At 49.8% G+C, this 12,724-nt stretch carries 10 protein-coding genes and 2 tRNA genes; 1 reads left to right on the forward strand and 11 read right to left on the reverse strand.

Annotated features, from left to right (window positions below; all coding sequences use genetic code 11):
• Positions 1–3: 3 nt before the first annotated feature.
• From FH968_RS18020 to mltB, 11 genes are all read right to left on the reverse strand, one after another.
• Positions 4–80, reverse strand: a tRNA-Arg gene (locus FH968_RS18020).
• Between the two features lie 4 nt (positions 81–84).
• Positions 85–177, reverse strand: a tRNA-Ser gene (locus FH968_RS18025).
• A gap of 325 nt (positions 178–502) precedes the next feature.
• Entirely contained in the window at positions 503–688 is a 186-nt protein-coding gene (gene csrA, locus FH968_RS18030; protein ID WP_013574027.1) for a carbon storage regulator CsrA, read from the reverse strand.
• 249 nt (positions 689–937) lie between these two features.
• Entirely contained in the window at positions 938–3,565 is a 2,628-nt protein-coding gene (gene alaS, locus FH968_RS18035; RefSeq protein WP_139882125.1) for an alanine--tRNA ligase, read from the reverse strand.
• Between the two features lie 138 nt (positions 3,566–3,703).
• Entirely contained in the window at positions 3,704–4,216 is a 513-nt protein-coding gene (gene recX / locus FH968_RS18040; protein ID WP_139882127.1) for a recombination regulator RecX, read from the reverse strand.
• A 77-nt stretch (positions 4,217–4,293) separates the two neighbouring features.
• Entirely contained in the window at positions 4,294–5,358 is a 1,065-nt protein-coding gene (gene recA, locus FH968_RS18045; protein ID WP_139882129.1) for a recombinase RecA, read from the reverse strand.
• A gap of 83 nt (positions 5,359–5,441) precedes the next feature.
• Complete coding sequence (gene pncC, locus FH968_RS18050) at positions 5,442–5,951, reverse strand: nicotinamide-nucleotide amidase (RefSeq protein WP_139882131.1); 510 nt, start codon at positions 5,949–5,951, stop codon at positions 5,442–5,444.
• A gap of 127 nt (positions 5,952–6,078) precedes the next feature.
• Positions 6,079–6,957 (reverse strand): metal ABC transporter substrate-binding protein, encoded by an 879-nt coding sequence (locus FH968_RS18055; protein ID WP_139882133.1) that lies wholly within the window; start codon positions 6,955–6,957, stop codon positions 6,079–6,081.
• Positions 6,954–7,838 (reverse strand): metal ABC transporter permease, encoded by an 885-nt coding sequence (locus tag FH968_RS18060; protein ID WP_139882135.1) that lies wholly within the window; start codon positions 7,836–7,838, stop codon positions 6,954–6,956. Before FH968_RS18060 ends, FH968_RS18055 begins: the two co-directional genes overlap by 4 nt.
• Positions 7,835–8,563: a metal ABC transporter ATP-binding protein gene (locus FH968_RS18065; protein WP_370451529.1), complete on the reverse strand. Its 729-nt coding sequence runs from the start codon at positions 8,561–8,563 to the stop codon at positions 7,835–7,837. Before FH968_RS18065 ends, FH968_RS18060 begins: the two co-directional genes overlap by 4 nt.
• A 263-nt stretch (positions 8,564–8,826) precedes the next feature.
• Complete coding sequence (gene mltB / locus FH968_RS18070; RefSeq protein ID WP_139882137.1) at positions 8,827–9,900, reverse strand: lytic murein transglycosylase B; 1,074 nt, start codon at positions 9,898–9,900, stop codon at positions 8,827–8,829.
• A gap of 250 nt (positions 9,901–10,150) precedes the next feature.
• On the opposite strand from mltB, the gene mutS reads away from it, so the two are divergent.
• The gene (gene mutS / locus FH968_RS18075; RefSeq protein WP_139882138.1) at positions 10,151–12,712 is read left to right on the forward strand and encodes a DNA mismatch repair protein MutS; all 2,562 of its coding nucleotides are present in this window, start codon (positions 10,151–10,153) and stop codon (positions 12,710–12,712) included.
• The last annotated feature ends 12 nt before the right edge of the window (positions 12,713–12,724 follow it).

Consider the following 12,724-nt stretch of genomic DNA (forward strand, 5'->3'; position numbering starts at 1 on the left):
AGATGGTGCACCCAGGAAGATTCGAACTTCCGACCGCTCGGTTCGTAGCCGAGTACTCTATCCAGCTGAGCTATGGGTGCAAAATGGCGGTGAGGCGGGGATTCGAACCCCGGATGCAGCTTTTGACCGCATACTCCCTTAGCAGGGGAGCGCCTTCAGCCTCTCGGCCACCTCACCACACGCCTCTTGCGAGTCGTACCGTCAAACATGTTTCTGCTCATCGGCACTGCGTGGCGCACATATTACTTTCCCGCACTTATAAGTCAAACAATTTTTCCCAACTAATTTTTAATTGCACACTTCACGCACAATTCGGGCAAATTGACGACAAAAAGAGTGTTTTATCAACAGGCAAGATACGGGTAATACGCAAAAGAAAGCGTTTTGGAAAACTTAGAAGTTACGGCTATATCGGAAGATTTGGGAAGTTTAACGAGGTAAAGCGAAGAAAATGGTGTGCTAAAGGAAGCGTCTCGCCAGTATTTAGCGAGACGCAGTAACTTTAGTAACTCGTTTGTTGCGATTTTTCAGCCTGGATACGTTGGTAGATCTCTTCACGGTGCACAGAAACTTCCTTAGGGGCGTTAACACCAATACGAACCTGGTTGCCTTTTACCCCAAGTACTGTCACGGTCACCTCATCCCCAATCATGAGGGTCTCACCAACTCGACGAGTTAGAATCAGCATTCTTTGCTCCTTGAAAGATTAAAAGAGTCGGGTCTCTCTGTATCCCGGCATTCTCCATCATATACGCCAAAAAGTAAGTGGTGACAAACACATAAAGTGTTAGTGGTCACGACCATACATTCTGTTATGACTAAGTCTAGCCGATATACGTGACTTTAACCTGACTTTATCATTATTGAGTGTGCGTAGATTAAGATGACGCCATAACCTGAATGAGTTATGGCGTCTGTCTACACTTTATTTTTTTACTTAGAGCTTTGCCGAGACCCAAGCTTCAACACCGGCCAGAGCATCCGGCAGTGCTGCCGTGTCTGTACCACCGGCCTGAGCCATATCTGGACGACCGCCCCCTTTGCCTCCGACTTGCTGTGCGATAACCCCAATCAGTTCCCCCGCTTTCACGCGGTCGGTAACATCTTTAGAGACACCAGCAATCAGAGAAACCTTACCGTCTGACACCGTCGCCAAAACAATGATTGCCGAACCCAGCTGATTTTTCAGATCATCAACCATTGTACGCAGCATCTTCGGTTCGACGTTGGCAAGCTCACTCACCAGGAGTTTCACGCCTTTCACATCGACAGCTTTGCTGGAAAGATTTGCACTCTCCTGCACAGCCTGCTGTTCTTTTAACTGCTGCAATTCTTTCTCAAGCTGGCGAGTTCGTTCCAGCACTGAACGCACTTTCTCGTTCAGATTCTGGCTGTCGCCTTTAAGCAATTGTGCAATATCATGGAGCTGTTCGCTTTGCGCATGCAGATTTGCCAACGCACCTTCACCGGTAACCGCTTCGATACGACGCACCCCGGCAGCAGTGCCGGATTCCGCAATGATGCTGAACAGACCGATATCACCCGTACGGCTTGCATGGATACCACCACACAATTCGGTAGAAAAATCACCCATGCTCAGAACGCGTACGTGGTCATCATATTTCTCGCCAAACAGCGCCATTGCACCTTTAGCTTTAGCCGTTTCCAGATCCATGACGTTGGTTTCGACTGGCAAATTGCGACGAATCTGTGCGTTAACAATATCTTCTACTGTACGAACTTCTGCTGGTTTCATTGCTTCGAAATGCGAGAAGTCAAAACGCAGGCCTTTGTCGTTAACCAAAGAGCCTTTCTGCGCAACGTGTGTGCCCAGAACCTGGCGCAATGCAGCATGCAGCAAGTGGGTTGCAGAGTGGTTCAGACGAATGCGTGAACGACGCTCTTCATCAACTTCAGCTTTTACACTGTCACCCACTTTCACAACACCCGCAACCAGTTTGCCGAGGTGACCAATTGCCTGGCCATATTTCTGTGTATCGTTAACGGCAAAGTCCACACCGTTACCTTTAATCACGCCTTTATCGCCAACCTGGCCACCAGACTCTGCATAGAATGGTGTCTCATTCAGGATCACAACCGCTTCCTGGCCTGCGCATATCTGCTCAACAGCTTTACCGTCAACGAACAGAGCAACAACTTTTGCAGTTAAATCTGTGTGGTCGTAACCTTTAAAGGCTGAAGCGGAATCTACACGAATCATGCTGTTGTAGTCCGCACCAAAACCGCTGGACTCACGCGCACGGCGGCGTTGTTCTTCCATTGCAGCTTCGAAGCCAGCTTCATCAACTTTAAGATTGCGCTCACGGCAAACATCCGCCGTCAGGTCAACAGGGAAACCGTAGGTGTCATACAAACGGAAAGCAGTTTCGCCATCCAAAGTATCGCCTTTTAGGTTAGCCAGTTCTTCATCCAACAGTGCCAGACCACGCTCAAGCGTACGAGCAAACTGTTCTTCTTCGGTTTTCAGAACCTGTTCCACCAGCGCTTGCTGACGTTGCAGTTCTTCACCCGCAGCACCCATTACTTCAACCAATGGGCCAACAAGTTTGTAGAAGAAGGTTTCTTTCGCGCCCAGCATGTTGCCATGACGGATTGCGCGACGAATGATACGACGCAGCACATAGCCACGGCCTTCGTTAGATGGTGTCACACCATCTGCAACCAGGAATGCGCAAGAACGAATATGGTCAGCGATAACACGTAACGATTTGCTGGTTAGATCGGTAGCATCCGTTACTTTGGCAACAGACTGAATCAGTTTGCTGAATAGGTCGATTTCGTAGTTGGAGTTAACGTGTTGCAGAACGGCAGCGATACGCTCCAGCCCCATACCGGTATCAACCGACGGCTTCGGCAGTGGCAGCATAGTGCCATCCTGCTGACGGTTGAACTGCATGAATACGAGGTTCCAGATTTCAATATAGCGGTCGCCATCTTCTTCAGCGCTGCCCGGAGGGCCACCCCAAATGTGGTCGCCATGGTCGAAGAAAATCTCGGTACATGGGCCGCAAGGGCCGGTGTCACCCATCTGCCAGAAGTTGTCAGAGGCATAGGCAGCACCTTTATTATCGCCAATGCGAATAATACGTTCACGTGGAACGCCAACTTCTTTTTCCCAGATTTCAAACGCTTCGTCGTCAGTCTCGTAAACCGTGACCCATAGACGATCTTTTGGCAGATTAAACCACTGTTCGCCGGTCAATAATTCCCAGGCGAAGTTGATGGCATCGTGTTTGAAATAGTCACCGAAGCTGAAGTTACCCAGCATTTCAAAGAAAGTGTGGTGACGGGCGGTGTAGCCGACATTTTCCAGATCATTGTGTTTACCACCAGCGCGGACACAACGTTGAGACGTTGTTGCACGGGAATAATTACGTTTGTCGAGACCAAGGAAAACATCCTTGAACTGGTTCATCCCGGCATTAGTAAACAGCAAAGTAGGATCGTTATTCGGAACCAGGGAGCTGCTCGCTACAACCTGGTGACCTTTACTATGGAAAAAATCGAGAAACGCCTGACGGATCTCAGCGGTGCTCTTGCTCATAATTATCCTGAAATCAAGCTAACGAGGAGTTGTAAACCGGATATCGCCAATTTTGATACTTTGGCCATGACCTGTTTACCTGGAAAAAGTGGGAATAAGATAAGTTTTCTTATCAGGGAAGTAAAATCTCTCTTGAGGCTAATCGGCAAAATTTCGGTATATGTACTGGATATCTTCCATAAAGAAGCCACGATACATCAAAAAACGTTGCACTTTAGCCCGCTCTTTCCATTCTGTTGGGAGGGGTTCACCAAATTTCCGCTCGGCGATTTCCCGCGCCATAGCTTGCCAGTCTACTTCACAATTCATCATCGCTGTTTCACCCGTAGCACGCTCAACGCCCTTGCTTTGCAATTCCTGGCGAATACGTTGTGGGCCATAACCTTTACGGCTACGGCTAGCAATGAAGCGGGAGGCGAACTGTTCGTCGTCCAACCAACGATGTTCGTAACACCAGGCGATAACTTTTTCGATATCTTCCGGTGTAAAAGGGTCTTCCTCCGATTTGGGCTTTCCAGGGAACGAGGGTTGGGCAGAAAGTTTACGACGGAGTTCTTGTTCGCTGTGGTCGCGCATCGCCAGTATGCGAGTGGCTTTGTCTAATAAGCGGGAGTAAGCATTGCGACGAGGAGGAGGAGTAGCATCAGGCATAGCAGATAACCTGTTTATGAGAGAAATATGTTAAGGCTGAAATAAAAAAGGGCTGCCGTAGCAGCCCTTGATGGGACTTAGAAGTCTTCGTTGGTTTCAGCAACATTTTTGTCGTGGTCATCAACCACGAAGTCTGGCGTGCCATCTTGATTATTCAGCAGCATATCGCGCAGTTTCTTCTCAATTTCAACAGCCATTGGCTTGTTCTCTTTTAGGAAGTTGCTGGCGTTTGATTTGCCCTGGCCAATCTTCTCACCGTTGTAGCTATACCAGGCACCTGCTTTTTCAATCAGCTTGTGTTTCACGCCCAAGTCAACCAGCTCACCGTAGAAGTTGATACCTTCGCCGTACATGATCTGGAATTCAGCTTGTTTAAACGGTGCAGCAATTTTGTTTTTAACGACTTTAACGCGGGTTTCACTACCCACCACGTTATCGCCATCTTTCACTGCACCGATGCGGCGGATGTCGAGACGGACAGAAGCATAAAACTTCAGTGCGTTACCACCAGTGGTGGTTTCCGGGTTACCGAACATTACACCAATTTTCATACGAATTTGGTTGATGAAGATAAGCAATGTGTTGGACTGCTTGAGGTTACCCGCAAGTTTACGCATTGCCTGGCTCATCATTCGCGCCGCAAGGCCCATGTGAGAGTCACCGATTTCGCCTTCAATTTCGGCTTTTGGTGTCAGCGCAGCAACGGAGTCAACAACGAGTACGTCGACTGCTCCAGAACGTGCCAGAGCATCACAGATTTCCAGCGCTTGTTCGCCCGTATCTGGCTGTGAACACAACAGGTTGTCAATATCTACGCCCAGTTTCTTAGCGTAAACTGGATCCAGAGCGTGCTCGGCATCAATAAACGCACACGTTTTACCTTCACGTTGAGCGGCAGCGATAACTTGCAAAGTCAGCGTTGTTTTACCAGAAGACTCTGGTCCGTAGATTTCAACGATACGACCCATTGGCAGGCCACCGGCCCCCAGAGCAATATCCAGTGAAAGTGAACCGGTAGAGATCGTTTCCACATCCATGGTACGGTCTTCACCCAGACGCATGATGGAGCCTTTACCGAATTGTTTTTCAATTTGGCCAAGTGCTGCCGCTAACGCCTTCTGTTTGTTTTCGTCGATAGCCATTTTTACTCCTGTCATGCAGGGTGATACACGAATGCGCCACGCTGCTTACTATGCTGTTTTGTTGTGCCAATTATACTGTATGGTCATACAGTATCAAGCTTATTTTTGAGAAATTCTTCCCACAGGGTTTGCAGTGCATATTCCGTGGCCTGGCGTCGAACGGTATCACGGTCACCTTTAAAAACCTGATGGCAAGCAACCGTGCCAGCAGACTTTGAAGCAAAACCAAACCACACCGTGCCGACAGGTTTTTCGTCACTGCCGCCATTTGGCCCCGCAATACCGCTGACGGCAACCGCGTAATCCGCAGCCGCTGCATCTAATGCGCCCTGAGCCATTTCACGGACTACGGCTTCACTCACCGCACCGTGTGTTTCAAGCGTGCCGTTGTCAACGCCAATCATTTGATGCTTGGCCTCATTACTGTAGGTAACAAAGCCGCGTTCAAACCAAGCGGAACTGCCTGAAATATCGGTAATCGTTTTAGCAATCCAGCCGCCGGTACAAGATTCGGCCGTCGTAACCGTGGCCCCGAGGCACCCAAGCGCTTCGCCGACCTTGTGGCTTAATTGACGTAATGTTTTATCTGTCATGTTGGCTCCGATTGTAGACACATCGCAGGGCTACACGATAGCACTTAACCATACTTTCAGAGGATTACATTAGATAATACGAGGCGGTTCCAGAAAAAGAACAGCCAGCGAATACTGGCCGATAAAATCACTTCATGCTGTTGGCGATGGTATCCACATTATGTTTGAACGCCACCTCATAGGTGCTGGCGGGTCCCGAAGCGGCAGAAAGTGCTTCAGGATAAAGCTCACCACCTGGCTGTGCGCCGCTCGCGGCTGCAATCTGTTTTACAAGACGTGGATCGGTCTGGTTCTCAATAAAGTAAGTTTTGATGTGTTGGTTTTTAATCTGCTTTATGAGTGCAGCAACATCACTGGCATTGGCTTCAGCCTCGGTTGAGAAACCAACAGGCGCAAGGAATGTTACGCCATACTCCTGGCCAAAATAACCGAAAGCATCATGGCTGGTGAGCACTTTACGGTGTGATTTCGGGATAGATTCAAAACGAGTTTTTGCCCAGCTATCCAGTAATTTCAGGCGTGTCGCATACTCGGAACCACTTTCACTCATTGCCGAGGCGTCTTGTGGATCAGCCGCTATAAGCGCCTTCATAATATTCTGCGCGTAGATTGCGCCGTTCTCAGCACTGTTCCAGGCATGAGGGTCGGTAATTTGTTTACCGTCTTGTGCCATGCTACGAGTGGAGATTCCCTCAGAGGCAACAATGACTTTCCCTTTATAGCCCGATGCACTCACCAGTCTATCCATCCACCCTTCCATGCCCAGCCCACTTACGATAACCACATCAGCTTTGCTCAGTGCCACGCTATCCTGCGGTGATGGTTCAAAGCTGTGTGGATCTCCGTCCGGTCCCACCAAACTTTTCACCGTGACATGATCACCACCTATTTGCTTCGCCATATCCGCCAGCACTGTAAAACTGGCGACGACATTTAAATTTTTCGCCAACGCCGCTTGGCTAGAACAAGCCAGCACCAATGACATCATCATCCCAAAACGTTTCATTTAATCCCCTTGCCTGTTGTTATCCAGTCTTTACAAAGACTGCGTGCCAGCCCGCTGCGCGAACCAAAAAATATCGAGATAAAGAAGCCAACGCTTGCCGTCAAAACGATGGCAGGCCCTGCCGGGAGTGCGGAAGCAAAAGACCAGGCAAGCCCAATCCAGGCTGATAACAACCCTAAGACAACAGCGATGCACATCGCGCCGGGTAATGTTTTCGCCCAACAACGTGCCGACACCGCAGGTAGCATCATCAGACCGACCGACATTAGCGTGCCGAGGATTTGAAATCCGGCGACCAAGTTAAGCACCAACAGTGCAAGAAAAGCACCGTGAATCAGATGTGGGGCCAGGCGGTTATTGACCTGCAAAAAGCTGCGGTCAAAGGTTTCCATCACCAAACCTCGGTACAAACCGGCCAGAATCAGCAACGTCACGCTGGCAATCACACCGACAAAAATCGTGGATTGGTTATCCACCGCCAGAATAGAACCGAATAGCAGATGAAGGAGGTCAACACTGGAGCCACGTAGCGAAATCAAGGTAACGCCCAACGCCAGCGACCCGAGATAAAACCCTGCAAAACTAGCATCTTCTTTAAGATTAGTGCGCGAACTTACCAGCCCCGAAATTAATGCCACCAGCACGCCGGCAACAAAGCCGCCAACACCCATCGCGACCAGAGACATACCTGCCAGTAAATATCCCACCGCAACGCCAGGTAAAATAGCGTGAGAAAGCGCATCTCCCACCAGACTCATGCGCCGCAGCAGCAGGAAGATCCCCAGCGGAGCTGTACTAATAGATAATGCCAGGCACGCAACTAGTGCACGCCGCATAAAGCCGTAAGCAATAAATGGTTCAAAGAAGAAATGATAAATCATGAAGTTAATACCAGACTCCGGCCCGTAGGATGATAACGAGGCAACACCTGTTGGATTGGTCCCCAATGACATGCTTCAGGGCCAAGCAGTAAGACTTCGGGAAAGAAGCGTTCTACGAGCTCGTTATCATGCAGAACCGTAATCACCGTTTGCCCAGACTCGTGCATCTGGCGGATTAACGTCATCAAAAATTGCGTTGTTTGGGTATCGACGCCGGTGAATGGCTCATCAAGCAGCACCAACGGGGCATTCTGAATAAGCAGGCGTGCAAACAGCATGCGCTGAAACTGGCCGCCAGAAAGGATTTCAATGGGCTGCTTGCACATTTCGCTGAGCCCAACGCGATCGATAACTTCCATCACGTGCTGTCTGTGGCGATGAGTCAGACTTGTGAAAATGCCTCGTGCCGGCCAATTTCCCATACTCACCACATCGTATATCGTGGCGGGGAACTGACGGTCCATTTCAGCTAGCTGTGGCAGCCATGCTGTTCGCGGTGTGGTCCCGGTGGTGAATGTAATCTTTCCCATCAGAGGCACATGAAACCCTAGCAACGTTTTCAATAACGTTGACTTACCCGTGCCGTTTGCGCCGATAACCGCCGTCATACTGCCCGCGCAAAATTTCCCGGACAAAGGCGAAGCCACCGCTTTACCCTGATAGCCCAACACAACATGTTGCAGCTCAATCATGGCAGTGCTACCGCCCACAGGACTGTAAGCCAAAGAACACACAGCACAATTAGCACACCGCCTGCACGTAACAATGCAGACGCGCAGAAAAGCGTACGCGGGGAAGTTACAGACATTGGGGACACACTCAATATGATTTGTTATAACATAACATAAATTATATTGAGTACATTGTAAATTCCTGATTTAAACCTCGATAAACCCGAGGCGCACTTGTTCAATTAGCAATCAACTTCAGGAGTGGATAAGGCAAATCGCCCCAAAACGGGGCGATTATTTTTCGGTTACTGCATGAGCTACTGAACGCGGGCCAGCGCGACTGTCTGGCCTAACTGCCAGACCGCCATCGCATAATGCGTGCTGTGGTTGTAACGCGTAATAGCGTAAAAGTTTGGCAAACCGTACCAGTACTGGTAACGCTCACCCATATCCAGACGTAACAAACTGGCTTCCTGATGATCTCCCAGAGAAGCCGTTGGGCTTAAACCAGATTGCGCCAGTGCAGAAACAGAGTATTTGGTGTTAAAGCCGTTAGCCAACCCCGGAACCTGGCCGTTAGCAGGAACCGCGACCAAGTCGCCTTTCACCCAACCGTGCGCTTTAAAGTAGTTCGCCACGCTACCAATGGCATCTTCTGGATCCCACAGGTTCACATGGCCGTCACCGTTGAAATCAACCGCGAACTCTTTAAATGAAGAAGGCATGAACTGGCCGTATCCCATCGCCCCGGCAAATGAACCTTTCAGCGCCAGCGGATCGTCACCTTCGTTACGCGCCATCAACAGGAACGTTTCCAGTTCACCAGAGAAATATTGTGCACGACGAGGATAAGCAAACGACAAAGTGGCGAGCGCATCAATAATGCGTGTTTTGCCCATCACACGGCCCCAGCGCGTTTCAACACCAATAATGCCGACGATAATTTCCGGCGGTACACCGTACACCTGGAATGCACGTTTCAAAGCGTCATCGTATTGATTCCAGAACGCCACACCATTTTGCACGTTATCTGGGGTAATAAATTTGCCGCGATAGCGTAACCATGCGCCATTTGGGCCGGCAGGTGGCGCCGTCGTTGGCGCTTGTTGGTCCATCAAACGCAGAACGTAGTCCAATCTTTTGGCCTGAGAAAGCACTTCATGTAATTGCTGGCGATCGAAACCATGCTCACTCACCATTTTATTGATGAATTTCTCGGCTTCAGGATTGTTAGCAAAATCCCCCGTCTGCATAAACACATCATGCTGTGGCTGCAACAAGAAACCGCCAGATGGCGTACCCGTTTGCTGAGGTTGAGTTTCAGTTTTCGGTTTACTGCTACACGCAGCCAGTAAAACAATAAGCGGAAGTAACGCGACGGAGTTACGCATGTGTTGGGATGTCCATATAACTAACAAAGAAGGTGTATTCCTTATGGTAAATCAAAATCAGAATAGGAGTAACAGACTCTGCGCGTCAGCGCGAAGTTTTCCTGCCCTTTGACGATGTGTCATTGCATGGTTCTGTGGTGTAATAGCGAAGCTTTTCGCGACACACCAGCTTCATGAGATAATGTGAGCACTAACAATAATAAAAAATCACAATTAACTTTTAATTCAATGGATTAAAAAGAAAAACACTATGAGTACAACGGAAAATCTCGACGCCCACACCCCAATGATGCAGCAGTACCTGCGCCTGAAAGCGCAGCATCCTGAAATCCTGTTGTTCTATCGCATGGGCGACTTTTACGAGTTGTTTTATGACGATGCGAAACGTGCGTCTCAGCTGCTCGACATTTCCCTGACCAAACGCGGAGCATCCGCTGGGGAACCGATTCCGATGGCTGGCGTGCCACATCACGCTATCGAAAACTATTTAGCCAAGCTTGTGAATTTTGGCGAGTCAGCTGCAATTTGCGAACAGATTGGCGACCCAGCCACCAGCAAAGGGCCGGTCGAACGCAAAGTGGTGCGTATCGTCACGCCTGGCACAATCAGCGATGAAGCGTTGTTACAGGAACGCCAGGACAACCTGTTGGCGGCAATCTGGCAGGACGGTAAAGGTTTTGGTTATGCCACACTCGATATCAGCTCAGGGCGTTTTCGCCTGTCCGAGCCAGAAGATATAGAAACCATGGCCGCTGAACTTCAACGCACTAATCCTGCGGAGTTGTTGTACGCCGAAGATTTTGCCGAAACGCGTTTAATCGAAGGCCGCCGCGGTTTACGCCGCCGCCCACTGTGGGAATTTGAAATCTCCACCGCCCGCCAGCAGCTAAACATGCAATTTGGCACTCGTGACCTGACCGGTTTTGGCGTCGAAAATGCCCATCATGCGTTATGCGCCGCGGGTTGTTTGCTGCAATATGTCAAAGATACCCAACGTACTTCTCTGCCGCATATTCGTTCCGTCACCATGGACCGCCAGCAAGACAGCATAATTATGGATGCGGCAACGCGTCGTAATCTGGAAATTACCCAGAACCTGTCCGGTGGCTTTGAAAACACGCTAGCTTCAGTGCTGGACTGCACCGTCACGCCGATGGGCAGCCGTATGCTAAAACGCTGGCTGCATATGCCAATTCGCAATGTCGACGTGCTGCAAAAGCGCCAGCAGACCATTGCTGCCCTGCAAGACAGAACTGCTGAAATTCAGCCAGTGCTGCGTCAGGTTGGTGATTTGGAACGTATTCTGGCGCGTCTGGCTTTGCGTACTGCCCGCCCACGCGATTTAGCGCGAATGCGCCACGCTTTCCAGCAACTGCCTGAACTGCGCGAATTACTGGCTGATATCCCAACGGATTATGTGCAAACGCTGCGTGAGAACATGGGCGAGTTCATTGAATTGCGCGAGTTGCTCGAACACGCCGTGGTAGAAACGCCGCCAGTGTTGGTACGTGATGGCGGTGTGATTGCACCGGGCTATCACGAGGAATTAGATGAGTGGCGAGCACTGGCAGACGGCGCAACGGATTACCTCGATAAACTGGAAATCCGTGAACGTGAAAAACTGGGTCTGGATACGCTAAAAGTCGGTTTCAATGGCGTGCACGGTTATTACATCCAAATCAGCCGCAGCCAAAGCCATCACGCACCTATTCATTATGTGCGCCGCCAGACACTGAAAAATGCCGAGCGCTACATCATCCCTGAATTGAAAGAATACGAAGACAAAGTGCTGACTTCTAAAGGGAAGGCACTGGCGTTGGAAAAGCAGCTTTACGATCAGCTATTTGATTCCCTGCTGCCCCACCTCGAGGCGTTGCAACAAAGTGCGACCGCTCTCGCGGAACTGGATGTACTGGTTAACCTTGCAGAACGTGCTTATAGTCTGAATTACACCTGCCCACAACTGACTGATAAACCGGGTATTAAAGTTATCGGTGGCCGTCATCCGGTGGTGGAGCAAGTTCTCAGCGAGCCATTTATCGCTAACCCACTCAGCCTTGCACCACAACGGCGAATGCTGATTATTACCGGTCCAAACATGGGCGGTAAAAGTACCTATATGCGCCAGTCTGCACTGATTGTGTTACTGGCATACATTGGTAGTTTTGTTCCTGCACAGCAGGCAGAGATTGGACCGATTGACCGCATATTCACCCGCGTCGGTGCAGCAGACGATCTGGCTTCCGGACGTTCTACCTTTATGGTAGAGATGACCGAAACAGCAAATATTCTGCATAACGCAACCGAGCACAGTCTGGTGCTAATGGATGAAATTGGTCGCGGGACATCAACATATGATGGTTTGTCGCTAGCCTGGGCTTGTGCTGAAAGCCTGGCAAATCGCATCAAAGCGCTGACACTGTTCGCAACTCACTATTTTGAACTGACTACGCTGCCAGAAAAAATGGAAGGTGTGGCGAACGTACATCTTGATGCCATTGAACATGGTGACACCATCGCGTTTATGCATAGTGTGCAAGATGGCGCAGCAAGCAAAAGTTACGGCCTGGCCGTTGCCGCACTTGCTGGAGTGCCAAAAGAAGTGATTAAACGTGCACGCCAAAAACTGCGCGAACTTGAGACTGTTTCTAATAACACAGCAGCCACGCAGGTAGATGGTACGCAGATGTCGTTACTTTCGGCTCCCGAAGAAACTTCGCCTGCAATAGAGGCACTGGAAGCATTAGATCCAGACTCCCTGTCCCCGCGTCAGGCGCTTGAGTGGATTTATCGCTTGAAGAGCCTGGTGTAGTTTTTAGACAAA

The organism is Buttiauxella sp. B2 (assembly GCF_006376615.1).
In the GTDB taxonomy this organism is placed as follows: domain Bacteria; phylum Pseudomonadota; class Gammaproteobacteria; order Enterobacterales; family Enterobacteriaceae; genus Buttiauxella.